We start from the raw sequence: 26,039 nt of genomic DNA on the forward strand, positions 1-26,039 counted from the left end.
GCCCGACCCGGAGGTCGCTTTGTTTCTGGAGTCCCCAAGATGCGTCGCAATACCCTGCGTGCCGGTGCACGCGCCCGATTCTCCGCCGGATTGACCGGTATGGCGGCGCTGGCCGCGCTTGCCCTGGCCGGCTGCGGCGGAGGCGGTGGCGACGATGCCGGCGGCAGCGCCGCGACCAGCCAGGCGTCTGCCGCCCCGGCGCCCACCTCGCCCACGGCGGCCGAGCCGCTGCTGGTCAACGGCCTGTCCCAGGCGTGTGCCGCCTGCGGCGCGGCCACATCGAGCAGCTATGCGGGCACCGACGTCGGCGTCTGGGGATACCCCAACGGCAGCGGCGCGGCGGTCGACGTCCAGTACGCGATCTCGGGCGTGGCCGGCAAGTCGGTCTGGCTCCAGCTCTACAACACGGCCGCCGCCGCGGTGGCGATGCCCAGCGGGCTGTCGTCGCGCGTGGCCGCCGAGATGATCTCGCCGCAGGCGCTGACCGAGACGTCGGACGAAGAGGCCATGCACCGTGCCATCGGCGAATTCAACCGCAGTGGCTGGGCCGATGCCGCCCGCCCGGCTGGCGAGCCGATGCGCAGCACGCTGGCGGCGCCGGCACCGCTCGCGGCGTCGCTGGGCACCACGGCGATGGGCGAGGGCGCCACGCGCAACTGGTACCACATCGACGGCACCCAGCGCCCGGCCACGCTGCGCAAGCAGCTTGCCGCCAGCGACGGCACCCGGGTCAACCTGTGGGTCGAGACCGCCGAGGCGGCCAATGTGAGTGATGCCATGGTGGCAGAATTGGGCGGCGCGTTCGCGGGCGGCGGCATGGTCTACGACCGGCTGGTGGGCCTGGGCGGCAAGCTCTGGGGCGCCAACGCGTTCACCACGTCGATGCTGCCGGCCGGCATGCCGGTCGATATCGTCGTGCTGAACTTCAACCGCGACGGCAAGCCGTTCGGCACCGTGGGCTATTTCTGGGGCGTGCACAACTTCCTGAAGAGCAAGGAAGCGAACAGCAACGAGGCGATCTCGCTGTACCTGGACAGCGAGACGATGGCGGCCGGCGCCGACGGCATGCGGTCGGTCAAGACCACCATGGCGCACGAAGGCACGCACATGCAGAACTTCTACCGCCGTCAGGTGAGCATGGGCGCCACCTACGCCTACGACACGTGGCTGGAGGAAATGACGGCCATGCAGATGGAAGACTTCGTCAGCGCCGCCATCAGCACCAGCTACAACCCCATCCGGGACGTCCGCCTGGCCGACTACTACCGCTACAGCGACTACAACTGCGACGTGACGGTCTTCACCGGCTTCGGCGCCACCTGCGAGAGCTACGCGGTGTCGGGCAGCCTGGGCGGCTTCCTGAACCGCCAGCTTGGCGTGGGGTTCTTCCGCGACCTGCTGGCACGGCCCACGGCGAACTCGCGCCAGGTGCTGGACGAGGCGATTCGCGCGTCCCGGCCCGAGTGGGGCTTCGACCAGGCGATGGTCAACTGGCGCGCCACCACCAACAGCAACATGCCGCTGGGCCGCACGCCGGGCAGCTACGGCTATCCCGCATGGACCGACGGCACGCTCACGCTGCCCGCGATCGACCCGTCGGCGGCGGGCTACCTGGCGCTGCGCCGGCTGCCGGCCACCGCGCCGTCAATGCTGCAGGGCAACGCCAGCTACATCGCGCCGCGCAGCCCGAACACCAGCGGCGTGTACACCGACAAGGTGCGCGTGCCGGCCGGCGTGTCGCTGTCGGTGGTGGTCTACTGAGTCGTCGGAAAGGGGCGCCCGGGCAGGTCCGGGCGCCAGTCAGCGGCGGCCGCTAGAGCCGCACGGCCGGGAATGCTTCGGCAAAGCTCTGGACCGTGCCGGTCAGCGCGCCGTCGTAGCCGGGCAGGGCGTTGACGCGCTCGCGGAAGCTGCCGCTCTTCATGGCGGCCACGGCCCCGACCAGCGCGGGGCTGTCCAGCGCCTCGGTCTCCAGCGCGAAGAAATAGCGCTCCTTGAGCACCGGCACGAACTCCAGGTTGAAGCGCCGGGCGGCCGTTTCCACGCCGAACCCCACGTCGGCCATGCCGCTGCCGATGTAGGCGGCCACCGCGGCATGGGTGAATTCCCCGTTGCTGAAGCCCTCGATGGCGTTGCTGTCGATGCCGCGCCGCGCCAGCATCAGGTCCAGCAGCAGCCGCGTGCCCGAGCCGGGCTGGCGGTTGACAAACCGCACGTCGGCGCGCGTCAGATCTTCCAGCGAGTGGATCTGCAGCGGATTGCCGGGGCGCACGAACAGCCCCTGCTGGCGCGTGGCCAGGTGGATCAGGCAATGCTTGCCGGGGTGCAGCCAGCGCGTGAAGCCGCGCAGCGTCTCTTCCTCGAACTCGCCCATCGGCACGTGGAAGCCGGCAATGTCGCAGGCGCCCTCGGACAGCGCGGCGGCCGCCTCCAGGCTGCCGCAGTACTTCAGGTCGTGGCGGACCTTCTGCTCGTCAAGGAAATCCCTGAGTGCGGCCACGGCGAATCCGTGGCTGGCGTGGATGCGCACGGCCGGGTCGCTGGCCGCCATCAGCTTCTTGAGTTCGATCTCCAGCTCGGACGCCAGGCTGTCCAGCGTGGGCGTCAGCCGCGCCGCAATGCGCTTGCTGGCCCACACGAGCTGCTGGGCCAGCGGGGTCAGCGTGGACCCCCGGCCGCGTGTCTTGGCGATCAGCGCCCCGCCGAACAGGGTTTCGGCGTCACGCAGGATGCCCCAGGCGTAGCGATATGACAACGCCATGGCCTCGGCCGATTGCGCGATGTTTCCGGTCGATTCGATCAGGCCCAGCAGGGCCACCAGTCGGGACACATCCAGCGCTGGCGCGGGCGCCGGGGTGGTATCGTCGCGGATCTGCAGGTGGGGAAGGATCGAGATGCGTAGCATATGCGGAAAATAGCATATTGAACGGGGCAAAACACGGTCATATAGTGGCACAAAGAGGCCGAAGCGCCCGTTGTGATGTGCCCGAATATGAATAAGAAAGCCGATATCGGGATCGACAGAACAGAATGGAGACAGCATGCCAGACACCGCCATCCCCACGGCGCCAGCCGGCAGTGGCACCCCCGTACCCGCATCCGAGATTGCGCGCATCGTCGCGGCCCGGCGTGACATGCCTGGCGCGCTGCTGCCGATCCTGCACGACATCCAGGACAGCCAGGGCTTTATCCCGGCCGACGCGGTGCCGGTCATTGCCAAGGCACTGAACCTGTCGCGCGCCGAGGTGCATGGCGTGATCACGTTCTACCACCATTTCCGCCAGCAGCCGGCCGGCCGCCACGTGGTGCAGGTCTGCCGCGCTGAGGCCTGCCAGTCGGTGGGCGCCGATGCGCTGGCCGAGCACGCCTGCCGCAAGCTGGGCTGCGATTTCCATGAGACCACGGCCGACGGCCAGTTCACGCTGGAGCCGGTCTACTGCCTGGGCCAGTGCGCCACCGGCCCGTCGATGATGATCGGCGAGCGGCTGCACGGCCGCGTGGATGCCCGGCGCTTCGACCGGCTCGTGGACGCCATCCGCGAAGACGAGGAGGTCCGCGCATGACCACCACCGTCTTTGTCCCCCGCGACTCCACCGCGCTGGCGCTGGGCGCCGACGAGGTGGCCCAGGCCATCGCCGCCGAGGCCGCCCGGCGCGGCGCCGACGTTCGCATCGTGCGCAACGGCTCGCGCGGCATGTTCTGGCTGGAGCCGCTGGTCGAGGTGCAGACCCCAGCCGGCCGCGTGGCCTACGGCCCGGTGACCGAGGACGATGTTGGCGCGCTGTTCGACGCCGGCTTCCTGGCGGGCGGCGCCCACGCGCTGGCGCACGGCCCGACCGACGAAATCCCGTTCCTGAAGCACCAGGAGCGCCTGACGTTTGCCCGCGTCGGCATCACCGACCCGCTGTCGCTGGACGACTACATCGCCCACGAGGGCTACGCCGGCCTGACGCGCGCGCTGTCGATGACGCCCGAGCAGATCGTGCAGGAGGTGCTGGACTCCGGCCTGCGCGGCCGGGGTGGCGCGGCGTTCCCCACCGGCATCAAGTGGAAGACGGTGCTGGCCGCGCAGTCGCCGGTCAAGTACATCGTCTGCAACGCCGACGAGGGCGACTCGGGCACGTTCTCGGACCGCATGGTCATGGAGGACGACCCGTTCATGCTGATCGAGGGCATGACCATCGCCGGCCTGGCCGTCGGCGCAGAGTCCGGCTACATCTACACCCGTTCCGAATACCCGCACGCGATTGCCGCCACCGAGGCCGCCATCGCCATCGCCACGCAGGCGGGCTGGCTGGGCGACAACATCCGCGGCAGCGGCCGGCGCTTCACGCTCGAAGTGCGCAAGGGCGCCGGCGCCTACGTGTGCGGCGAGGAAACCGCGCTGCTCGAAAGCCTGGAAGGCAAGCGCGGCGTGGTGCGCGCCAAGCCGCCGCTGCCGGCGCTCAAGGGCCTGTTCGGCCAGCCGACGGTCATCAATAACGTGATCTCGCTGGCCACGGTGCCGGTGATCCTGTCGCGCGGCGCGCAGCATTACCGCGACTTCGGCATGGGCCGCTCGCGCGGCACGCTGCCGTTCCAGCTGGCCGGCAACATCCGGCAGGGCGGGCTGGTGGAGAAGGCATTCGGCGTGACGCTGCGCGAGCTGATGTTCGACTTCGGCGGCGGCACGCGCAGCGGCCGGGCCATCCGCGCCGTGCAGGTGGGCGGCCCGCTGGGCGCGTACCTGCCGGAATCGCGCTTCGACACGCCGCTGGACTACGAGGCCTACGCCGCGTTCGGCGCGGTGGTGGGGCACGGCGGCATCGTGGTGTTCGACGAGACGGTGGACATGGCCAGGATGGCCCGGTACGCGATGGAGTTCTGCGCGATCGAGTCGTGCGGCAAGTGCACGCCGTGCCGGATCGGCTCCACGCGCGGCGTGGAGGTGATCGACCGCATCCTGGCGGGCGACCAGCCGGTGAAGCACGTGGCGCTGGTGCGCGACCTGTGCGACACCATGCTGGCCGGGTCGCTGTGCGCGATGGGCGGCATGACGCCGTACCCGGTGCTGTCCGCGCTCGACGAATTCCCGGAGGACTTTGGCCTGGCGCCAAAGCCCGCCCGGGCCGCCTGACCGCCGGCCGCCGCCTCACGGCCACCCAACCAGAATGACGCGCCTCTCAGGGGCGCGCATCCCTACAAAGCAGTGCATTACGGGAGACGTCCCTTGAACGCTCGCGACGATTTCGACTACGGTACCCCGGCCATCGACAACGACCTCCAGGTCACGCTGGAAATCGATGGGGTAGCCGTCACCGTGCCAGCCGGCACCTCCGTCATGCGCGCCGCCGCCGAAGCCGGCATCGGCGTGCCCAAGCTCTGCGCCACCGACTCGCTCGAACCGTTCGGCTCCTGCCGGCTGTGCCTGGTGGAGATCGAGGGCCGGCGCGGCTATCCGGCATCGTGCACCACGCCCGTGGAAGCGGGCATGAAGGTGCGCACGCAGAGCGGCAAGCTCGGCGACCTGCGCCGCGGCGTGATGGAGCTGTACATCTCGGACCACCCGCTGGACTGCCTGACCTGCCCGACCAACGGCAACTGCGAGCTGCAGGACATGGCCGGCGTGGTCGGCCTGCGCGAGGTGCGCTATGCCGACGGCGCCGGCGGGGCCGCGCCGATTGCCACGCACACCCAGATGAAGAAGGACGAGTCGAACCCGTACTTCACGTACGACCCGTCCAAGTGCATCGTCTGCAACCGCTGCGTGCGCGCCTGCGAGGAAACGCAGGGCACGTTCGCGCTGACGATCAGCGGCCGCGGCTTCGACTCGCGCGTGGCGGCCGGCACCAGCCAGCCGTTCATGGAGTCTGACTGCGTGTCGTGCGGCGCCTGCGTGCAGGCGTGCCCGACCGCCACGCTGACCGAAACGTCGGTCATCCAGCTTGGCCAGCCGTCCCACAGCGTGGTCACCACGTGCGCGTACTGCGGCGTGGGCTGCTCGTTCAAGGCCGAGATGAAGGGCAACGAGGTGGTCCGCATGGTGCCGTACAAGGACGGCGCCGCCAACGAGGGCCACGCCTGCGTGAAGGGCCGCTTTGCCTGGGGCTATGCCACGCACAAGGACCGCATCCTGAAGCCGATGATCCGCGCCAGGATCACCGACCCGTGGCGCGAGGTGTCGTGGGAGGAAGCCATTGGCTACGCGGCGTCGCAGTTCCGCCGCATCCAGGCCGAGCACGGCCGCGATTCCATCGGCGGCATCGTGTCGTCGCGCTGCACGAACGAGGAAGGCTACCTGGTCCAGAAGCTGGTGCGCGCCGCGTTCGGCAACAACAACGTCGACACCTGCGCGCGGGTTTGCCACTCGCCCACGGGCTACGGCCTGAAGACCACGCTTGGCGAATCGGCCGGCACGCAGACGTTCCGCTCGGTGGCCAAGGCCGACGTGATCATGGTCATCGGCGCCAACCCGACCGACGGCCACCCGGTGTTTGCCTCGCGCATGAAGCGCCGCCTGCGCGCGGGGGCCAAGCTGATCGTCATCGACCCGCGCCAGATCGACCTGGTCGATTCGCCGCACATCCGCGCCGACTACCACCTGCAGCTGCGCCCGGGCACCAACGTGGCCGTGGTCACGTCGCTGGCGCACGTGATTGTCACCGAGGGCCTGCTGGCCGAGCAGTTCATCGCCGAACGCTGCGAGGACCGCGCGTTCCAGCAATGGCGCGATTTCGTGGCGCTGCCGGAGAACTCGCCCGAGGCGCTGGAAGCGTCCACCGGCGTGCCGGCCGACCTGCTGCGCGGCGCGGCCCGGCTCTACGCCACCGGCGGCAACGCGGCCATCTACTACGGCCTGGGCGTGACCGAGCATGCGCAGGGTTCCACCACGGTGATGGGCATCGCCAACCTGGCCATGGCCACCGGCAACGTCGGCCGCGAAGGCGTGGGCGTGAACCCGCTGCGCGGCCAGAACAACGTGCAGGGGTCGTGCGATATCGGCTCGTTCCCGCACGAGCTGCCGGGCTACCGCCATGTGTCCGATTCGACGGTGCGCAGCAGCTTCGAGTCGGCCTGGGGCGTGGAGATCAACCCGGAGCCGGGCCTGCGCATCCCGAACATGTTCGAGGCAGCGCTGACGGGCTCGTTCAAGGGCCTGTACTGCCAGGGCGAGGACATCGTCCAGTCCGACCCGAACACCCAGCACGTGTCCGAGGCGTTGTCGTCGATGGAATGCATCGTTGTGCAGGACATCTTCCTGAACGAGACGGCCAAGTACGCGCACGTGTTCCTGCCGGGTTCGTCGTTCCTGGAAAAGGACGGCACGTTCACCAACGCGGAGCGCCGCATCTCGCGCGTGCGCAAGGTCATGCCGCCGCAGGCCGGCTACGCCGACTGGGAGGCGACGATCCTGCTGTCGAACGCGCTGGGCTACCCGATGCACTACACGCATCCGTCCGAGATCATGGACGAGATTGCGCGGCTGACGCCGACGTTCTCGGGCGTGAGCTACCAGAAGCTCGACGAACTGGGCAGCATCCAGTGGCCGTGCAACGCCGAGGCGCCGCACGGCACCCCGACCATGCACGTCGACGGCTTCGTGCGCGGCAAGGGCAAGTTCATCATCACCAAGTACGTGCCGACCGACGAGAAGGTGACCAGGAAGTACCCGCTGCTGCTGACCACGGGGCGCATCCTGTCGCAGTACAACGTGGGCGCGCAGACGCGGCGCACGCACAACGTGCACTGGCACGACGAGGACCGGCTGGAGCTGCATCCGCACGATGCCGAGGAGCGCGGCATCAAGGACGGCGACTGGGTGGGCGTGCAGAGCCGCGCGGGCGAGACCGTGCTGCGCGCCATCGTCAGCCAGCGCATGCAGCCGGGCGTGGTGTACACCACGTTCCACTTCCCCGAGTCTGGCGCCAACGTGATCACCACCGACAACTCGGACTGGGCCACCAACTGCCCCGAGTACAAGGTGACCGCGGTGCAGGTGATGCCGGTGGCGCAGCCGTCCACGTGGCAGCGCAACTACCAGGCGTTCAACGAGGAACAGCTTGCGCACCTGCGGGCGGCAGGCGAGACGGCGCAGGCAGGCTGACGCGGGGCGGGCGATGAAACGCGACGTGCCATCCCCCGACAGCGCCGCCGGCACCGACGCGGTGCCGGCGCAGCGCACGTTCGCGGTGCGGCGCTGGCGCCACGGCGTGATGACGCCGGAGGTGGACCACCTGGCCGAGGAAGTGCCCGTGGCGCTGGAGTACAACGGCATCTCGCACGCGGTGATGCTGGCCACCCCGGCCGACCTGGAGGACTTTGCCATCGGCTTCAGCCTGAGCGAGGGCATCGTCGGCAAGGCCGCTGACATCTACGGCATCGACGTGGAAGCGGGCGAGCAGGGCATCACGGTCAAGGTGGAGATTGCCACCGGGGCCTTTGTCGAGCTGAAGGGGCGGCGCCGCGCGCTGGCCGGGCGCACCGGCTGCGGGCTCTGCGGCACCGAATCGCTCGACGAGGTGATGCGGATGCCGCAGCCCGTGCGCAGCGCGGCCACGTTCGATCCGCGCGTGTTCGAGCATGCGTTTGCCGCGCTGCACAAGCGCCAGGCGCTGCTGCGCGATACCGGCGCCACGCACGCCGCGGCCTGGATGCGCGCCGATGGCGAGCTGGCGCTGGTGCGCGAGGACGTGGGCCGCCACAACGCGCTGGACAAGCTGGCCGGGGCGCTGGCGCGCGGCGGGCAAGAAGACATCGCCCGGGGCGCGGTCATCGTCACCAGCCGGGCCAGCTACGAGATGGTGCAGAAGACCGCCGCCATCGGGGCCGGCGTGCTGGCGGCGGTGTCGGGCCCCACGGCCATGGCGGTGCGGCTGGCCGAGACGGCCGGGCTGACGCTGGCCGGCTTTGTGCGTGGCGGCACCATGGTGGTCTACGCCCACCCCCAACGAATCCAATCCGAGTAAAGCGAGAAGGCTCAGCGATGCATATCGAGAACCTGGTCAAGATGGCCAACCAGATCGGCAGCTTCTTCGAGGCGATGCCGGACCGCGAGGAAGCGCTGGCGGATATCGCCGGGCACGTGAAGAAGTTCTGGGAGCCGCGCATGAAACGGGCGTTCCTGGCGCACGTGGACGCCGGCGGCGAGGGCGTGGACCCGATCGTGCTGGAAGCGGTGGCGCACCACCGCGACCGCTTCGAGGTCACGCTGGCGGCCACCGCCGCCTGAGCTACTTCTTGAGCCGGTAGAGCAGTTGCAGGATCGCCAGCCCGAACACGGTGGCGATCACGGCCGTCATCTCGCGGCCCATGCCGCAGGCCACGCCGATGGCGGCCACGGTCCAGATGCTGGCCGCCGTGGTCAGGCCGCGGATGTCTTCCTCGCTGGCGTTGTGCTTGATGATGGCCCCGGCGCCCAGGAAGCCGATGCCGGACATCAGGCCCTGCAGCACGCGGCTCATGTCGTTCAGCGGCATGCCGGCCTGCAGCGGCACCAGCACGAACAGCGCCGACCCCATCGCCACCATCATGTGCGTGCGCAGCCCCGCGGGCTTGCCGGCCGCCTCGCGCTCGTAGCCGATCAGGCCGCCCAGCAGCACGGCCAGCGTCAGGCGCAGCAGGATGCGCGTCAGTTCCTTGACGTCGGGCACGTCGGCAAATTCCGAACGCAGCGTGCTGTAGATTTCTCCCCAGACTCCTTCCATGGCAGTGTCCTCTTGTCGGTTTTCTGGTCGTCGGAGGCTAGCACGGCAGGGCGGGGCGGCGCCATCGGGCGTCCGCTGACAGCGGGCGCTCAGCGCAGCCGCAGCGGCTCCAGCAGCGCGGCGTCGTACTGGGCGCGCGTGATGCGGCCCAGTTCCATCATCCGCAGCAGGATGTAGGTCTGGCGCTGGCGCGCGCGGCGCGGGTTGACCACGGGATTGTTGGCCGACGGCGCCTTGGGCAGCCCGGCCAGCATCGCGCATTCGGCCAGCGTCAGCTGGTCCACCGGCGTGCCGAAGTAGGTCTGCGCGGCCTCGCCAAAGCCGTAGGCGCCCTGGCCCAGGTAGATCTTGTTCAGGTAGAGCTCCAGGATCTCGTCCTTGCTCAGCGCGCGCTCGATCCGGTAGGCCAGCAGGATCTCGTAGAGCTTGCGCGTGTAGGTCTTCTGGCGAGACAGGAAGAAGTTGCGGGCCACCTGCATCGTGATCGTCGACGCGCCCTGCGACAGCTCGTCGGACAGGTTGGCGATGCCGGCGCGCATCACGCCCACGTAGTCCACGCCATCGTGCAGGTAGAAGCGGTCGTCCTCGATGGCGACCACCGCCTCGGGCAGCGTGTGGGGAAAATCGGCCAGCCGCACGTAGCCGGCGCTGTGCCGGAACGCCATCAGCGCGTCCAGCGAGGGTAGCTGCCGGTTGGCCATCAACACGGCAAACGCAACCAGCAAAGCGCCACCCACCACGGCGAGCAGCACGAACTTGACGAAGGCGGACCAGAGACGTTGCATGGCGCGTATTGTGCCATTGGTGTGTCTGGATGCCCTCGGGGGGCAAGGTTTGCTCCCCTCTCCCGCACGGCGGGAGAGGGGCCGGGGGAGAGGGCCGGACGGTCAAATCGCGACAGGTCGGCAAGCAGTACCGCCTCGCCCTCTCCCCCAACCCCTCTCCCACAGGTGGGAGAGGGGAGCAGCGTAGCCAGTGATCCTGGCTACGCCGCCACCCCCACCCCCAACTCCCGCGCCAGCCCCTCCAGATTCCGCCAGATATTCGGATTGATCTCCAGGTACCCATCCGCGGCCGCGCGGCAGGCGGCTTCGTATTCGCCCGGGTACTGCACCTGCGCGTGGCCTGGCGCCGTGGGGGTGTCGTGCAGGTACTGGATGAACGCTTCCACCTCGCCGCGTTCCCAGTTCAGGCCCAGGTCGAACTCGGGGTTGAGCAGCACGGCGAACAGGTTGTTCGTGGCCACGCCGCCGCGCGGGTTTTCGGGCTGGATGGTGCCGCCGCCCGACAGCACGCCGGCCAGCAGCTCGGCCACCACGCCCAGCGCGTAGCCCTTGTGCTGGCCGAACGGCAGCAGCGCTCCCGGCCGCTCGCCGAACATCGCCGACGCGTCGGTGGTGGGGTTGCCATCCGCGTCGATGATGCTGTGCTCGGGCGCCGGCTCGCCTTTCTCGGCCAGCACGCGGGCCTTGTTGATGGCGATGGCGCTGGTGGCGATGTCCACCACCAGCGGCGGCCGCCCGTTGGGCATCGGTCCGGCAAAGCAGAGCGGGTTGGTGGTCAGCCGCGCCACGCGGCCGCCGTACGGTGCCACCACTGGCGGCCGGTTGATGACGTTGGTGAAGCTCAGCAGCACCAGGCCGGCCGCGGCGACCATTTCGCCGTAGTGGCCCATGCGGCCCAGGTGGTGCGACTTGCGCAGCGTGACGATGCAGTGGCCGTGCTCGCGCACGCGGTCGATGGCCTGCTGCATCACGGTCTTGCCCACGTGCTGGCCAAAGCCGCCGTGGCCGTCGAAGACCATCAGCGTGCCGCGATCCAGCACGCATTCGGCGCGGCCGGCCGGGTTGACGCTCTGGCCGTCGATGGCCCGCCGGTAGTTCGGCAGGATCGAGATGCCGTGGCTCGTGTAGCCGCTGCGGTCGGCTTCGACAAGGTGCTCGGCGACATCGTCAGCGATGTCGATCGGCACATTCTGTGCAGTCAGAATATTGCGCGCAAAGGCGCGCGCGGCCTCCAGGGACAGTTTCATGATGGGGACGCTTGGTTGTCAGTGAGTGATTGGCGTGTTGGCGATCCGGGGGCGCGGGCGCGGGGTGTCAGACCCAGCCCAGCCAGCGCCAGTACGTGCTGGCGAACAGCAGCATCAGCAGGTAGCCGATGATCGTGACCGGGATGCCGACACGGGCGAACTGCTTGCCGTTGAAGGTATCGGTACCCAGGCACACCATGTTCTGCGGCGCGTTGATCGGCAGGATGAAGCCGAAGCTGACCGTAAAGCCGAGCAGCATCGTCATGCCCACGCGGTTGATGTCGCCCGGCAGCTGCTGCAGCACCGAGATCAGAATCGGCAGCAGGGCCGCCGTCAGCGCCGTGGCGCTGGCAAAGCCCAGGTGGATCAGGATCAGGAACCCGGCCAGCACGGCAAAGATCATCAGCGTGCCGTGCTCGGCCAGGCCCGAATGCTCGACCACGAACCGGCCCAGCCACTGGCCGGCTTGCGTGGTCAGCAGCGCGCTGCCCAGGCTGATACCCACGCCGAACACGATCAGCGTGCCCCACGGCGTGCGCTGCTGCATCGTCTTCCAGTCCATCACGCCGATGCGCGGCATCATCAGGATCACCAGCCCTACGAACGTGATGGTGGCGGTATCGAACGCATGCAGCTTGCCCTCGGTGGCCCAGAACAGCAGCAGGCCGATGGCCACGGCGGCCAGGCGCTTCTGCGGACCCGTCATCGGCCCCAGCGCGGCCAGCTCGCGCTGCACGGCTTCCTTGCCGCCGGCGATGGCGTCGGTCTCGGGCGGCAGCAGCCAGCGCACCAGGAAGTACAGCACGGCCGACATGACGATGGCCCACGGGGCGCCGGCCACCAGCCATTGCAGCCACGTCACGCGCTCGCCCAGCAGCTTGTCCATGAAGCCGGCCGTCAGCAGGTTCTGCGCGGCGGCGGTCTGGATGCCGACGTTCCAGACGCTGGTGGCCTGGGCCACCATGATCATGATGCCGGCGGCGATGTTCGACTTCTTGTCGACGCCGAAGGCCGCGATCACGCCCATCATGATCGGCACGGTACAGGCGCTGCGCGCGGTGGCGCTGGGCACCACCAGGCTCAGCAGGATGGTCACGGCGATGGTGCCCAGCAGGATGCGCCGGGTGCTGGTGCCGATGGCCGACAGCGTGACCAGCGCGATGCGCCGGTCCAGCCCGGTCACGGTCATCGCGGCCGATATGAACAGCGCGGCGGCCACCAGCGCCAGCGCGGTGTTCGAGAACCCGGCCAGCGCCATGCCCAGGGCCCGCGACGTGCCGTAGAGGGTGTTGGGATCGTTGACCATCGGCGCAAAGCCGATCAGCCCCGCCATCAGCGACGTGATCATGATGGCGCTGGTTTCGTACGTGACGGCCTCGGTAATCCAGACCACCACGGCGAATGCCAGGATGGCCAGCATGCGCTGGCCCGCCACGGGCAGGTCGGGCGGCATGGGCAAGGCCACCAGCAGGAGCAGGACGGCGACGGCGAGGTAGAGGCCCCAGTGAATGCGCAACTTGGGGGCGGCAGGCGTGGCAGCCGTGGCGGTGGGACCGCCAGGGCCGGCAGGAGAGACTTGCGGATCAGGCATGGTGAATCCTTGGTAAGGAGCAGCCTGTCGAACCCGTCGGGACGCGCAGGTCGCGGCGTTCGACATGGACTCATTATGTGAAGCCGGGCGGGCGTCGCCAAGCCGACTCGGCCTTTGAAATTGCGGCAGATCAAATCGCTGTTAAGTCAGAAACAGTCAAGCGAAATGGCCCGTTGCAGCACCCGCAACGGTTCCCGGGGTATCGTTGCCAGCGGGATGTCCCCCAGTGCGTCGATCTGAAATAATTGACGCCAATGCTGAACATTTCGAAAGCGTGCCGCATGGGCGCGCCAGGACCGATATGCAGAACCCTTCCGAAACGCTGATCGCGGCCGCGCTGCGGCCTTGCCTGGACCTGGAGTCGATCAGCAACGCGCGCGACCTTGGCGGCCTGACCGGCCATGCGGGCCGGCGCGTGGTCCAGAACCGCCTGTACCGCAGCGCCAACCCGGCGCTGGCCTGCGCGGCCGATATTGACAAGCTGCACGCGTTGCGGCTCGACATCGTGGTCGACTTCCGCTCGCCGGGCGAGAAGTCGCCGGCCGAGGCCACGTTCGGCGAGCGCTTCCAGTGGCTCGCGGTACCCGTGCTGGACGGCACCATGGCGATGGACGTGCTGATGCCGCGCCTGCGCGCCAGCAACGCGACGCAGATGCACGGCTTCATGCTCGACGTCTACCGCGACTTTCCGGTGCGCTACCGCGATGCGTTCGGCACGTTCCTGCGCCACGCCGAGGCCGGCAAGACGCTCTTCTACCACTGCACCGCCGGCAAGGACCGCACCGGCTTTGCATCGCTGCTGCTGCTGAGCGCGCTGGGCGTGGCCCAAGACGACATCGTCGCCAACTACCTGGAATCGAACCACTGGAACCAGCGCTTCAACGAGAAGCTGCTGGCCGGCGCCAGCCAGCTCGGGGTCTCGCCCGACGCGATGCTGCCGCTGCTGGAAGTGCGCCCCGAGTACATCGAGGCGTCGATGGATGCGATCAGGCAGACCTACGGCAGCGTCGAGCGGTTCCTGGCCGACGACCTGCGCGTCGACGTGGACCGCCTGCGCGGCCACTACCTGGCGTCATAGCCCGCCAGTCTCGCGCAGGATGCGGGCCGTCGACAGCGCGATCATGCCTTCCTCGTCGGTCGGCAGCACCAGCACCGGCACGCGGCTGGTGTCGTGGCTGATGCGCTGGCAGTTGTCGCCATTGGCCGCGGGGTCGAGCGCGATGCCGAACAGTTCGGCCAGGTGCGCGCAGATGCGGGCGCGCACGTCCGGCGCGTTGGCGCCGATGCCGGCCGTGAAGACCAGCGCGTCCAGCCCGCCCAGCGTGACCGCCAGCTTGCCGACTTCCTGCGCGGCGCGCCACGCGTAGAAGTCCACCGCCAGCCTGGCGCGCGGCGTGTCGCTGGCCAGCAGGGCACGCATGTCGCTGCTGATGCCGGAGATGCCCTTCAGGCCCGATTGCCCGTACAGCATGGCCTGGATCGCGTCGGGCGCCATGCCCTGCGCGGCCAGGTACAGCACCGCGCCGGGATCGATCGACCCGCAGCGCGTGCCCATCGGCATGCCGTCCAGCGCGGTCAGTCCCATCGTCGAATCCATGCTCCGGCCGCCGCGCATGGCGCACAGGCTGGCGCCATTGCCCAGGTGCGCCACGACCACGCGGCCGTCGGCCAGGTCCGGCGCCACCTGCCGCAGGCGCCGCGCGATATAGGCGTACGACAGCCCGTGAAAGCCATAGCGCCGCACGCCCTGCTCGTAGTAGGCGTACGGCAGCGCCATGAGCTGCGTCAGCGGATCGCGCCCGGCGTGGAACGCGGTGTCGAAGCAGGCCACCTGCAGCAGGTCAGGCACGGCGCCACGGATGGCGCGGATCGCGGTCAGGTTGTGCGGCTGGTGCAGCGGCGCCAGCGGCACCAGCGCCTCCAGCCGGGCGATCACGTCGTCGTCGATGCGCACGGCATCGGCAAACTCGCTGCCGCCATGCACCACGCGATGGCCGATGGCCACCGGCGGCGTGTCGCGCAGCGCCACGCTCAGCGTCAGCCGGATCAGCCGGAACGCGGCGTCGTGGTCCGCCACCTGCTCCACGGGAAATTGCTGGTCGGTCACTTCGCGGCCGTCGGCCATGCGCGCCACCAGGCGCGGCGCCACGCCGATGCCTTCGATCTGGCCGTGCGCGGCCAGCGTGGGCTGGATGTCGATGTTGTCGTGCGCGGCCTCGGGCACCGCGTAGATCGATACCTTGACGCTGGACGAACCGGCGTTGACGACGAGGATGACGGGATGGGGTGTGCTCACGCGGATCGCTCCTCAGGCGGGCACCGCAACCTGGGCGGTGCGGCGCGAATGGGCCAGCAGCACCGCGATGGCGCAACTGCCGATGCGCGCGCGCACGCTGTCGGCGCGGCTGGTCAGGATGATCGGCACGCGGGCGCCCAGCACGATGCCGGCCGCCTCGGCGCCGGCCAGGAAGGTCAACTGCTTGGCCAGCATGTTGCCGGCTTCCAGGTCGGGCACCAGCAGGATGTCCGGGTCGCCGGCCACCTCGGAGCGGATGCCCTTGGTCTCGGCCGCGGCCTTGCTGATGGCGTTGTCGAACGCCAGCGGGCCGTCCAGCAGCCCGCCCTCGATCTGGCCGCGCTCGCTCATCTTGCACAGCGCCGCGGCCTCGATGGTCGACGGGATCTTGTCGGTCACGGTTTCCACGGCCGACAGGATGGCCACCTTGGGCCGCTCCACGCCCAGCACGCGCACGAGGTCGATCGCGTTGCGCACGATGTCGGCCTTCTCGATCAGCGTGGGAAAGATGTTGACCGCCGCGTCGGTGATGAACAGCGGCTTGTGGTAGTTCGGCACGTCCATGGCAAAGACGTGCGACAGGCGCCGCCCGGTGCGCAGGCCGCTGGCGCTGCGCGCCACGGCGTGCAGGATCTCGTCGCTGTGCAGGCTGCCTTTCATCAGCAGCTCGGCGCGGCCGGTGCGCACGGCCTCGACCGCACTTTCGGCGGACGCGTGGCTGTGCGGCGCGTCGATGATCTCCACGTTGTCCAGCGCCAGCCCCTGCTCCTGGGCCACGGCGCGGATGCGGGCGGCCGGCCCGCACAGGATCGGCACGATCAGCCCCAGCCGGGCCGCTTCGAGCGCCCCGTCCAGCGACGACGCGTCGCAGGGGTGGGCCACGGCGGTGGGAATGGGCGGCAGGCCCTCGCAGCGGGCGAGCAGCCTGGCGTACTTGTCGTCGGACGGCGGGGTCGGCATGGGCGTACGGGCTCCGGCTGGGCAGCAGCCGCGACAGCGAAGGCGGATGCTGCGTTGCGCAAACGTCTCGACGCAGTATAGGCGACGCACCCGTGCCATTGGAATGTCTTGCGCTTGTCATATACGGCGCCGTCAGCGGGATTGGCCTTTGGTAACGGTTGTCATGCCGGGCCGAGGCTGGTAGATTTTTGCTGTTGCATCGCAGCAAGCGACGCCCGCACCACGCCCGCATCGGCCCCCGCTGCACGCCATCGGACTCCGCCTATCCCCAAGGAGAAACGGAAATGAATGCACGCCAACCTGTGACGGGCCGCGCGCCCGGACAGGGCGCCTCCGCCTCGCCCTCAACGTCCTCATCGCCCTCAACGCCTGACTCGCCCGACTCGCCCTCCGCGCCGTCCCCGGCATATCCCCCGCTCCCGCTGCACCCGTTGGCCCAGGCCGCCTGGGAATACGGGATCGACGCGTGGCAGCGATCCATCCTGTTCCTCGACGTCCTTCGCCAGCGCGGCAACGAGACGGCCACGCACGAGAAAGGCGGCATGCCGCCCGTGCTGGTGTTCGACTACGAGGTGCTGATCGACGGGCGCGACCTGCCCCGGCCGGTGAACTACGCGCTGCTGCGCATCGTGCCGCCCGCCGCGCACCCCACCGACATGACCAAGCGCGCGTTCGTGGTGATGGACCCGCGCGCCGGCCACGGCCCCGGCATCGGCGGCTTCAAGGCCGACAGCGAGATCGGCAACGCCATCCGCACCGGCCATCCGTGCTACTTCATCACGTTCTACCGCGACCCGTGCCCGGGCCAGACCATCGAGGACGTGGCGCGCACCGAGGCCCGCTTCCTGCGCGCCGTGGCCGAGCGGCACCCCGACGCGCCGGGCCGCCCGTTCGTGATCGGCAACTGTCAGGCCGGCTGGGCGCTGCTGATGCTGGCCGCCGCCGCGCCCGACGTGACCGGCCCCATCCTGCTGGCCGGCGCGCCCGTGGCCTACTGGTCGGGCGTGCGCGGCAAGAACCCGATGCGCTATGCCGGCGGGCTGCTGGGCGGCACGTGGCTGTCGTCGCTGGCGGCGGACCTGGGCAACGGGCGCTTCGACGGTGCCTGGCTGGTGCAGAACTTCGAGAAGCTGAACCCTTCGAACACGCTCTGGGAAAAGCTCTACAACGTCTACGCCAAGGTGGATACCGAAGGGCCGCGCTTCCTGGAGTTCGAGCGCTGGTGGGGCGGGCACTTCCTGATGAACCGCGCCGAGATCGACTGGATCGTGCAGAACCTGTTCGTCGGCAACCACCTGACGGCCGGCGACGTGCGCAGCAACGACGGCCAGTCCGTGGTCGACCTGCGCAACCTGCGCTCGCCGGTGATCGTGTTTGCGTCCTGGGGCGACAACATCACGCCGCCGCAGCAGGCGCTGAACTGGATTCCGGACCTGTACGCGAGCGTCGACGAGATTGTCGCCAACGACCAGACCATCGTCTATTGCCTGCATCCGTCGATCGGGCACCTGGGCATCTTCGTGTCGGGCAGCGTGGCCAACAAGGAGCACTCTGAACTGTTCTGCGCGCTGGACCTGATCGACGTGCTGCCGCCGGGCCTGTACGAGGCCCGCATCGAGGACTTCGCGCCCGACGCGCCGCACAGCGAGCTGATCGAAGGCCGCTACCTGGTGCGCTTCGAGCGGCGGACCATCGACGACATCCTGGCGCTGGACGACGGCCGGGCCGACGAGCAGCCGTTCGAGGTGGTGCGGCGCGTGGCCGAGATCAACCAGCACGTCTACGACACGTTCGCGTCGCCCGTGGTGCGCGCGATGGCGAACGAGCCCACGGCCGAGGCGATCCGCGCGATGCACCCGTCGCGGCTGGAGCGCTCGCTGTTCGCCGACGGCAACCCGTGGATGCAATGGGTCGCCATGATGGCCCCGGCCGTGCGCGACGCGCGCCAGCCGGTGTCGCCGGACAACCCGTTCCTGGCGATGCAGCAGGCCATGTCCGACCAGATCGTGCGCTCGCTGGACCAGTACCGCGACGCGCGCGACGCCTGGCAGGAGCGCATGTTCGAATCGATCTACGCCGCGCCGTGGCTGCCGGCCATGCTGGGCATGACGACCACGCCAAAGCGGCCCGAGTCGCCGGCCGTGACCGCGCTGCGCAAGGAGGTGGCCGAACTGCGCCGCCGCGAGGCCGAGCGCGAGATCGGCGCGGGCACCGCGCTCGACGCCTTCCTGCGCGTGCTGTCGTACGTGACGCAGGGCCGCTCGGCCATCGAGGAGCGGCCGTTCAACCTGCTGCGCAAGCTCGCACGCGAGAACCCGCCCGAGAAGCGCATTACGCTGGCCCAGTTCAAGGACGCCGTGCGACGGCAGAGCTATATCGTCAGCCTGGACCCCGAGGCCGCCATCGCGGCGCTGCCGGCCCTGGTGCCCGACATGCGCGAACGCCGCCGCATCATGGTGCTGGCCCACCGCGTCCTGACCGTCGGCGGCCCGCTGGACGCCGATTGGCTGGCCCGCTACCGCGAAGTCGCCGAAGCCTTCGGCACCGACCACGGCAACGGCAAGGCAACCCAGGAAGCACAAGCGGAATAGTCGACGGGGGCCTGGCCTTCCGCGTCCGGTTGTCTCCCTCTCCCGCAACGCGGGAGAGGGGTCGGGGGAGAGGGCAAGCCGTTCAAGATGCGGCATGCGGCATTGGAACCGCCGGCCCTCACCACCAGCCCCTCTCCCGCAAACGGGAGAGGGGAGCAAAGATGGCGATGTATTCGACTGTTGCCGCAGCTTGAAGCTCCGGCCCTCACCCCCCAGCCCCTGTCCCGCAAGCCAGACAGGAAAGCAAAGACCCACCCCAACCCGGAGCCCCCACCATGGTCCACGTTCCCACTCCGCCGCTGTCCGGGCAACGCGTGCTGATCGTCGGCGTTGCCAACGAGGATTCGATTGCCTGGGGTTGTGCGCGGGCGTTCCGCGAGCTCGGCGCCGAGATTGCGCTGACGTACCTGAACGACAAGGCTTACCCGCACGTCGCGCCGCTGGCCGAGCGGGTGGATGCGCCGATCCTGATGCCGCTGAACGTGGAGGACGACGCGCAGATGGACGCCCTGTTCGACCACATCGCCAGGACCTGGGGCCGGCTCGACGCGGTCGTGCATTCGGTGGCGTTCGCGCCCAAGGCGGATTTGCAGGGCGGGCTGCTGAACTCATCGGCGGCGGGCTTCGCGCGGGCCATGGACGTGTCGTGCCACTCGTTCATCCGCATGGCACGCCGGGCCGTGCCGCTGATGGACAAAGGCGGCACGCTGTTCGCGATGAGCTACGACGGCGCCAACCGCGTGGTGCCGAACTACGACCTGATGGGGCCCGTGAAGGCCGCGCTGGAGGCCACCTGCCGCTACCTGGCCTACGAACTGGGCCCGCGCGGCATCCGCGTGCATGCGATCTCGCCGGGGCCGCTGAAGACGCGCGCGGCGTCCGGGCTCAAGGATTTCGACGTGCTGCTGGCCGAAGCCGCCGGCCGCGCGCCGCTGGGCGAGCTGGTCGACATCATGGACGTGGGCTTTGCCACCGCCTACCTGGCCACGCCTTATGCGCGCCGCGTGTCGGGCAATACGGTGTACGTGGACGGCGGCGTGCACATCATGGCGTGAAACGTGCGATAGCCGCATCGTTGGGCGCCGGGCCGCGGCACGCGGCCTAGAATACATGCATCACCACTTCCAACAGGGAGAGGCTGCAATGCAGGTACTGATCCGCGGGCTACATCGTGATGTGACCGAGGAAATGCTGCGCGACAAGCTCCAGACCCATGCCCGGGTCAACTCCGTGGAGATCGTGCGCGACGGCGACCCCAACCACCCGTGGGCCTGGGTGGATCTGGCGGTCGACCCGTTCACCTGCTGGCACCTGCTGCGACGGTTCGACAAGCAGTACTTTGCCGGCAGCGTCATGCGCTGGTACATCCCCGCCCACCAGAGCTGACGTCCACGCCGGGCGTCCGGCGTTGGCGGTACCATACGGGCCATCCGACACCACAGACAGGCTTTGCGCAATGCTTGAACTCCAGGGCGCCATCTGGTTCCGCGCCGGCCAGCAGGACTGGGGCGGCAAGGACCGCATCGCGCTGCTGGCCGCCATTGGCGAGCACGGCTCGATCACGGCCGCCGCGCGCGCGGTGGGCATCAGCTACAAGGGTGCGTGGGACGCCATCGACGCGATGAACAACAGCGCCGGCGAGCCGCTGGTGCTGCGCGCGGCCGGCGGCAAGGGCGGCGGCGGTACGCGGCTGACCGCGCGCGCCGAGCGGCTGATTGCCACCTACCGGGCGATGGAGGCCGAGCACGCGCGCTTCATCGCCCAGCTTGAACGCGCGGGCGCCATGGCCGACGCGCATCCCGAAGACCTTCACCTGATCCGCCGCATGATGATCCAGACCAGTGCCCGCAACAAGCTTTTCGGCCGCGTGGAAACCGTACGCGCCGGCGCCGTCAACGACGAAGTCACGCTGGCGCTGCCGGGCGGGCAGCGGATCGTCGCCACGATTACCCACGAGAGCGTCGAGACGCTGGGCCTGGTGCCCGGCGCCGAAGCGTTCGCGCTGGTCAAGGCGTCGTCGGTGCTGATCGGCCTGGCCGATCCGGCGGCGCGGCTGTCGGCGCGCAACCAGTTGCCCGGCACGGTGGCCCGGGTGGTGCCCGGCGCGGTCAATGCGGAGGTCGTGCTGGAGCTTGATGGCGGCGGCACCGTGGCGGCAATCGTCACGCAGGCGGCAGTGGCCGACCTGGCGCTGCAGGCCGGCACGCGCGCGCTGGCCATCTTCAAGGCGTCGAGCGTGATCCTTGGCACGATGGGCTGAGCAACGGCCCGCGCTGGCGCCCGGCCGGCTGGCTAGATGACCGGCGAGGTCTCGGGCGCGTAGACCGGCGGGTGCCGGGGGGCGCGTCCGCTGGCGTGGATGCGGCCCTCGCGGATTTCCAGCACGTGGTCGCCCAGCACGTCGACATCCTCGGGGTCGTGCGAAATCATCAGCATCGGCACGTCCAGGCTTTCCTGCAGCGCGCGCAGTTCCTGGCGCATGCGGATGCGCAGGGCCGGGTCCAGCGCGGAAAACGGTTCGTCCAGCAGCAGGATGTCAGGCCGGGCCGCCAGCGCGCGGGCCAGCGCCACGCGCTGCTTCTGCCCGCCCGAAATCTGCGCCGGATACTGGCCGATGATGTCGCGCAGGCCAAACGCATCGACCCAGCGCGCCGCCTCGGGCGGCAGCGCGCGCCGCGCGGGGTTGCGCCAGCCGCGACGCAGCCCGAACGCAATGTTCTGCGCGACGGTCAGGTGCGGAAACAGCGCGTAGTCCTGGAACAGGTAGGCCACGCGGCGGTCCTGCGGCCGCAGGTCGACGCCGGCGTCGCTGTCGAACAGCGTGCGGCCATTCAGCACGATGCGGCCGCTGTCGGGCGCCATCAGCCCGGCGATGGCCCGCAGCGTCAGGCTCTTGCCGGCGCCGGACGGGCCGAACAGCGCCACGCGCCGGCTGTCGGACGCGAACGCGATGTCCAGCGCGAAATGGCGGTCTTCCGACGCCATGCGCTTGCGGACGGTGATTTCCATGCTCATGGCGGCCTCACTTGCCCACAGGCGCGCGCGTGAAGCGGCGCCGCTCGAACAGGTTGGCCGTGCCGCGCTGCGCGGGCGGCACCAGCCGCGCCGCCACCACGAGCAGCACGATGCAGGTGACCGACGTGACCAGCACCAGCAGGTTGGCGGTGTCGTCGTTGCCGGCCTGCACCGCCTCGTAGATCGCCACGGACAGCGTCTGCGTGCGGCCGGGCAGGTTGCCGGCCACCATCAGCGTGGCGCCGAACTCGCCCAGCGCCCGCGCAAAGGCCAGCAGCACGCCGGCCACGATGCCGGGCAGCGCCATCGGCAGCGTCACGCGGAAGAAGATGGCCGCCTCGGAGATGCCGAGCACGCGCGCGGCGTTCTCAAGTTGGTGGTCGACACCCTCGAACGCGGCCCGCGCCGACTTCAGCGCCAGCGGAAACGCCACCACGGTCGACGCCAGCACCGCGCCTTGCCACGTGAAGACCAGTTCGATGCCCAGCCGTTCCAGCCACGCGCCAAACACGCCGCGCCGGCCTACCAGCACCAGCAGGTAGTAGCCCAGCACGGTAGGCGGCAGCACCAGCGGCAGCGTCAGGATGGCGTCGACGACGTCGCGTGCCCGCGAGCGCCAGCGGGCCAGCGCGTAGGCCGCGGCCACGCCCAGGATCGCGTTGAGCAGCGTGGCCCAGCCCGCCACCTTCAGCGACAGCAGCAGCGGAATCCAGACGGCGTCCATGGCGGCGATGCGAACCGGGAACCGGCGGTCAGGGCTTCTGGAAGCCGAACTTCGCCAGCGTGGCCTGGCCCTCGGGCGACAGCACGTACTGGACGAAGGCGTTGGCCTGCTGGGCCTGGCGGGCCTGCGCGGTGACGGCGATGGGGTAGGTGACCGGCGTGGGGGTCGGCACGCGGGCGGCGACCTTGACCTTGTCCGGCATCACGGCCGCGTCGGTGGCAAAGACAAAGCCGGCGTCCACCTCGCCGCGCGCCACGTAGTCCAGCGCCTGGCGCACGTTCTGCGCGGGCACGCCCTTGGCCTCGACGGCCGTCCACAGCCCCTGCGATTCCAGCGCGCCGCGCGTGTAGCGGCCCACCGGCACCGACGACGGGTTGCCGTACGCCACGCGCCTGACGTCGGCGCGGGACAGGTCGGCCGGGGCGCCGATGCCGAGCCTGCTGTCGTGCGGCACGATCAGCACGATCGCGTTGGCCGCGAAATCCTTGCGCGTGGCCGGCTGGACGACCTTCTCGGCCACCGCCTTGTCCATCGCGCTCTGGTCGGCCGACGCGAACACGTCGGCCGGGGCGCCCTTGACGATCTGCTGCATCAGTACGTCCGACGCGCCAAAGTTCAGCACCACCTTGGTATCGGGATGGGCGCGCTCGAATTGGTCGCCAAGCTGCCTGAAGGCGTTGGTCAGGCTGGCGGCGGCGGACACCACGAGGTCCGCGGCAAAGGCCGACGGCGCGGCAAGGGTCAGCGCGACCAGGGCGGCGCGGCGGGCGAAGGGCAGGAGGCTCATGGCAGAAGAGTCGGGGAGAGGGAGGGTGTGCCGGATCGTTGGCATCCGCAATATAAGCGGCTATATAACGGGGCGTCAATCGCGCCGACGGATAACCATCTTCAGCCGGTTGAAATAGTCCCGCTGGCGGCGCTGGTTGAGCGATATGGCGTTTTTGTCATATTTTGAGCGATTGTCACGAGAATGACGCGATATCGCCACTTGGCTGCCATCGCCGGTTCGCACAATTTCCCCCCACAGAAGAAACACAATCACAGGGGAATCCGAGACCATGCAACTCCATCGCATCCGGGCCGCCTTGCTGGCGGCCATGGTAGCCAGCACCCTGGCCGCCTGCGGCTCCGACGACGACAACGGCGCCGGTAACGGCAACGGCGGCCAGAATGGCGGCCAGACCGGCGGCGGCACCGCCACCGTGCCGGCCGGCACCAGATCCACGCTGGCCCTGCTGGAGACGACCGACCTGCACACCAACGTGCTCAGCTATGACTACTTCAAGCTGGCCGAGGACAAGTCGTTGGGCTTCGAGCGCGTGTCGACGCTGATCAAGGCCGCCCGCGCCGAATTCCCGAACACGATGCTGCTGGACAACGGCGACACCATCCAGGGCACGGCGCTGTCCGACTACCAGGCGCTGGTCAAGCCGGTCACGTGCGGCGAGACGCTGGCGATGTACAAGGTCATGAACGCGGCCGGCTTTGACGGCGGCGGCATCGGCAACCACGAGTTCAACTACGGCCTGCAGTACCTGAGCCAGGTCACCGGCAACCGCTTCAACGTGGACGGCCTGCCAGACCCGTCGGCGCAGCAGACCTGCGCCGGGCCCAAGTTTCCGCAGGTGCTGGCCAACGTGTACAGCGTCAAGACGCGCCAGCCGCTGTTCCAGCCGTACGCGATCCTGTCGAAGACGCTGACGGCCACCGGCCCCGACGGCAAGACGGTGTCGGCGCCGATCAAGGTCGGCATCATCGGCTTTGCGCCGCCGGCCATCCTGAGCTGGGACAAGCGCTGGCTGGACGGCAAGGTCTACACCGAAGGCGTGGTCGAGACCGCGCAGAAGTACATCCCCGAGATGCGCGCCAAGGGCGCCGACCTGATCGTCGTGATCTCGCACGGCGGGCTGGACAACTCGGCGTACTCGCCGACGATGGAAAACGGCAGCTACCACCTGTCGAAGGTGGCGGGCGTGGACGCCATGCTGATCGGCCACTCGCACCAGGTCTTCCCGGACGCGGCCAGCACGGTTGGCCAGTTCAACCCGCCGGGCGTGGACAAGGTCAAGGGCACCGTCAACGGCGTGCCGACCGTGATGGCCAACTACTGGGGCAAGCATCTGGGCGTGGTCAACCTGGCGCTGGCCTACGACGGCAAGGCGTGGAGCGTGGACCGCGCCAACACCAAGGTCGAGGCGCGCTCGATCCAGAACCCCGACAAGACCTACGTGGCCCCCGACGCCAGCGTGGCCGCCGCCATCGACACCGAGCACCAGGCGACCATCCAGTACGTGAAGACGCCCATCGGCAGCACCGACTACCGCATGACGAGCTACTTTGCCGACGTGGGCGACCCGGGCGCGATCCAGATCGTCAACCAGGCCCAGGCCAAGTATGTGAAGGACTACCTCGCGGCCAACCTGCCGGCGCTGGCATCGCTGCCGGTGCTGTCGGTCTCGGCCCCGTTCAAGAGCGGCTTTGGCGGCGGCAGCGACTACACCGACGTGGCGATGGGCAGCCTGGCCATCAACAACGCGGCCGACCTGTACCTGTACCCGAACACGGTCTACGCGGTGAAGGTCAACGGCGCCGAGGTCAAGGCGTGGCTGGAGACGGCCGCCAAGCGCTTCAACCAGATCAACCCGGCGCTGACCACCGAGCAGCAACTGATCAGCACCTTCCCGGGCTACAACTTCGACATGTTCACCGACGCCGACATGCAGTACGAGATCGACGTCACGCAGCCCGTGGGCAGCCGCATCAAGAACCTGACGTACAAGGGCGCGGCCGTGACCGCGGCGATGGACTTCATCGTGGCAACGAACAACTACCGCGCCAGCGGCGGCGGCAACTTCCCGGGCCTCGACGGCACCAAGACCGTCTACGCCTCGCCGGACGCCAACCGCGACGTGCTGATCAGCTACATCAAGTCCGTGGCCAACGTGACCCGCGCCGCCAATGGCAGCGCTCGTAGCTGGCGCTTCACGAAAGTGGCGACCAGCGGCGACGTGGTGTTCAGCTCGGCCGCCGGCATGCTGGCGCAGGCCGCCGCCGGTGGCGTGGCGGGCGTGACGCTGGTGGCCGCCGACGACGGCAGCAACAAGAACCTGTCGAAGTACCGCATCGACCTCAACCAGTAACCGTCAC

General features: G+C 69.2%; 23 protein-coding genes. 12 read left to right on the top strand and 11 right to left on the bottom strand.

Going from position 1 to position 26,039, the window contains the following annotated elements; translation table 11 throughout:
- Window positions 1-39 precede the first annotated feature (39 nt).
- Entirely contained in the window at window positions 40-1,761 is a 1,722-nt protein-coding gene (locus EPAKOI_RS02700) for a M30 family zinc metallopeptidase (protein ID WP_423192896.1), read from the top strand.
- Between the two features lie 52 nt (window positions 1,762-1,813).
- Here the strand turns inward: EPAKOI_RS02700 and EPAKOI_RS02705 are convergent, their stop codons facing one another.
- Window positions 1,814-2,905, bottom strand: coding sequence for a substrate-binding domain-containing protein (locus tag EPAKOI_RS02705; protein ID WP_423192897.1), 1,092 nt, complete (start codon window positions 2,903-2,905; stop codon window positions 1,814-1,816).
- A 136-nt stretch (window positions 2,906-3,041) separates the two neighbouring features.
- Between EPAKOI_RS02705 and EPAKOI_RS02710 the strand changes: the two genes are divergently transcribed.
- The 5 genes from EPAKOI_RS02710 (at window position 3,042) to EPAKOI_RS02730 (ending at window position 9,208) form a co-directional block, all read left to right on the top strand.
- Window positions 3,042-3,563, top strand: a complete 522-nt coding sequence (locus EPAKOI_RS02710) for a formate dehydrogenase subunit gamma (RefSeq protein WP_124682302.1) — start codon at window positions 3,042-3,044, stop codon at window positions 3,561-3,563.
- Complete coding sequence (locus tag EPAKOI_RS02715; protein WP_423192898.1) at window positions 3,560-5,116, top strand: formate dehydrogenase beta subunit; 1,557 nt, start codon at window positions 3,560-3,562, stop codon at window positions 5,114-5,116. Before EPAKOI_RS02710 ends, EPAKOI_RS02715 begins: the two co-directional genes overlap by 4 nt.
- Before the next feature lie 93 nt (window positions 5,117-5,209).
- Window positions 5,210-8,083, top strand: coding sequence for a formate dehydrogenase subunit alpha (gene fdhF, locus EPAKOI_RS02720; RefSeq protein WP_313835430.1), 2,874 nt, complete (start codon window positions 5,210-5,212; stop codon window positions 8,081-8,083).
- Between the two features lie 13 nt (window positions 8,084-8,096).
- A complete protein-coding gene (gene fdhD, locus EPAKOI_RS02725) occupies window positions 8,097-8,945 on the top strand; it encodes a formate dehydrogenase accessory sulfurtransferase FdhD (protein WP_423192899.1) in 849 nt (282 codons plus the stop codon).
- A 17-nt stretch (window positions 8,946-8,962) separates the two neighbouring features.
- Window positions 8,963-9,208, top strand: coding sequence for a formate dehydrogenase subunit delta (locus EPAKOI_RS02730; RefSeq protein WP_124682298.1), 246 nt, complete (start codon window positions 8,963-8,965; stop codon window positions 9,206-9,208).
- 1 nt (window position 9,209) lies between these two features.
- On the opposite strand, the gene EPAKOI_RS02735 is transcribed toward EPAKOI_RS02730, so the two are convergent.
- The 4 genes from EPAKOI_RS02735 to EPAKOI_RS02750 form a co-directional block, all read right to left on the bottom strand.
- On the bottom strand, window positions 9,210-9,683 hold the full coding sequence (locus EPAKOI_RS02735) for an MgtC/SapB family protein (RefSeq protein WP_124682297.1): 474 nt from the start codon (window positions 9,681-9,683) through the stop codon (window positions 9,210-9,212).
- Window positions 9,684-9,772: 89 nt separating this feature from the next.
- Window positions 9,773-10,468, bottom strand: coding sequence for a transglycosylase domain-containing protein (locus tag EPAKOI_RS02740; protein ID WP_423192900.1), 696 nt, complete (start codon window positions 10,466-10,468; stop codon window positions 9,773-9,775).
- A gap of 200 nt (window positions 10,469-10,668) precedes the next feature.
- The gene (locus EPAKOI_RS02745) at window positions 10,669-11,715 is read right to left on the bottom strand and encodes an Ldh family oxidoreductase (RefSeq protein WP_423192901.1); all 1,047 of its coding nucleotides are present in this window, start codon (window positions 11,713-11,715) and stop codon (window positions 10,669-10,671) included.
- 67 nt (window positions 11,716-11,782) lie between these two features.
- On the bottom strand, window positions 11,783-13,306 hold the full coding sequence (locus tag EPAKOI_RS02750; protein ID WP_124682294.1) for a DASS family sodium-coupled anion symporter: 1,524 nt from the start codon (window positions 13,304-13,306) through the stop codon (window positions 11,783-11,785).
- A gap of 301 nt (window positions 13,307-13,607) precedes the next feature.
- On the opposite strand from EPAKOI_RS02750, the gene EPAKOI_RS02755 reads away from it, so the two are divergent.
- Complete coding sequence (locus EPAKOI_RS02755; protein ID WP_423192902.1) at window positions 13,608-14,384, top strand: tyrosine-protein phosphatase; 777 nt, start codon at window positions 13,608-13,610, stop codon at window positions 14,382-14,384.
- Here the strand turns inward: EPAKOI_RS02755 and EPAKOI_RS02760 are convergent.
- Together EPAKOI_RS02760 and EPAKOI_RS02765 are read right to left on the bottom strand one after the other, a co-directional pair.
- Window positions 14,379-15,602 carry an acetate/propionate family kinase gene (locus EPAKOI_RS02760; RefSeq protein ID WP_423192903.1) on the bottom strand — a complete coding sequence of 408 codons (1,224 nt, stop codon included), beginning with the start codon at window positions 15,600-15,602 and terminating at the stop codon, window positions 14,379-14,381. The genes EPAKOI_RS02755 and EPAKOI_RS02760 overlap by 6 nt on opposite strands.
- Before the next feature lie 12 nt (window positions 15,603-15,614).
- Complete coding sequence (locus EPAKOI_RS02765; protein WP_124682291.1) at window positions 15,615-16,562, bottom strand: bifunctional enoyl-CoA hydratase/phosphate acetyltransferase; 948 nt, start codon at window positions 16,560-16,562, stop codon at window positions 15,615-15,617.
- A 284-nt stretch (window positions 16,563-16,846) separates the two neighbouring features.
- Between EPAKOI_RS02765 and EPAKOI_RS02770 the strand changes: the two genes are divergently transcribed.
- From EPAKOI_RS02770 to EPAKOI_RS02785, 4 genes are all read left to right on the top strand, one after another.
- The gene (locus EPAKOI_RS02770) at window positions 16,847-19,153 is read left to right on the top strand and encodes a DUF3141 domain-containing protein (RefSeq protein ID WP_423192904.1); all 2,307 of its coding nucleotides are present in this window, start codon (window positions 16,847-16,849) and stop codon (window positions 19,151-19,153) included.
- Window positions 19,154-19,428: 275 nt separating this feature from the next.
- Entirely contained in the window at window positions 19,429-20,208 is a 780-nt protein-coding gene (gene fabI, locus EPAKOI_RS02775; protein WP_313835436.1) for an enoyl-ACP reductase FabI, read from the top strand.
- Between the two features lie 88 nt (window positions 20,209-20,296).
- Window positions 20,297-20,539, top strand: coding sequence for an RNA recognition motif domain-containing protein (locus tag EPAKOI_RS02780; protein ID WP_124682288.1), 243 nt, complete (start codon window positions 20,297-20,299; stop codon window positions 20,537-20,539).
- Between the two features lie 70 nt (window positions 20,540-20,609).
- Window positions 20,610-21,413, top strand: a complete 804-nt coding sequence (locus tag EPAKOI_RS02785) for a TOBE domain-containing protein (protein WP_423192905.1) — start codon at window positions 20,610-20,612, stop codon at window positions 21,411-21,413.
- 32 nt (window positions 21,414-21,445) lie between these two features.
- On the opposite strand, the gene EPAKOI_RS02790 is transcribed toward EPAKOI_RS02785, so the two are convergent.
- The 4 genes from EPAKOI_RS02790 to EPAKOI_RS02805 all read right to left on the bottom strand — a co-directional run bounded on the left by EPAKOI_RS02790 (window position 21,446) and on the right by EPAKOI_RS02805 (window position 23,952).
- Entirely contained in the window at window positions 21,446-22,168 is a 723-nt protein-coding gene (locus EPAKOI_RS02790) for an ATP-binding cassette domain-containing protein (protein ID WP_423192906.1), read from the bottom strand.
- Between the two features lie 7 nt (window positions 22,169-22,175).
- The gene (modB, locus tag EPAKOI_RS02795; protein ID WP_423192907.1) at window positions 22,176-22,892 is read right to left on the bottom strand and encodes a molybdate ABC transporter permease subunit; all 717 of its coding nucleotides are present in this window, start codon (window positions 22,890-22,892) and stop codon (window positions 22,176-22,178) included.
- Window positions 22,893-22,920: 28 nt separating this feature from the next.
- Window positions 22,921-23,679 (bottom strand): molybdate ABC transporter substrate-binding protein, encoded by a 759-nt coding sequence (gene modA / locus EPAKOI_RS02800; protein WP_423192908.1) that lies wholly within the window; start codon window positions 23,677-23,679, stop codon window positions 22,921-22,923.
- Window positions 23,680-23,754: 75 nt separating this feature from the next.
- Complete coding sequence (locus EPAKOI_RS02805) at window positions 23,755-23,952, bottom strand: hypothetical protein (RefSeq protein ID WP_423192909.1); 198 nt, start codon at window positions 23,950-23,952, stop codon at window positions 23,755-23,757.
- On the opposite strand from EPAKOI_RS02805, the gene EPAKOI_RS02810 reads away from it, so the two are divergent.
- On the top strand, window positions 23,951-26,032 hold the full coding sequence (locus EPAKOI_RS02810) for a bifunctional 2',3'-cyclic-nucleotide 2'-phosphodiesterase/3'-nucleotidase (protein ID WP_423192910.1): 2,082 nt from the start codon (window positions 23,951-23,953) through the stop codon (window positions 26,030-26,032). The genes EPAKOI_RS02805 and EPAKOI_RS02810 overlap by 2 nt on opposite strands.
- Window positions 26,033-26,039 lie beyond the last annotated feature (7 nt).

It is taken from the genome of Cupriavidus sp. H18C2 (genome assembly GCF_049393795.1).
GTDB classification, from domain to species: Bacteria; Pseudomonadota; Gammaproteobacteria; order Burkholderiales; family Burkholderiaceae; genus Cupriavidus; species Cupriavidus pauculus_C.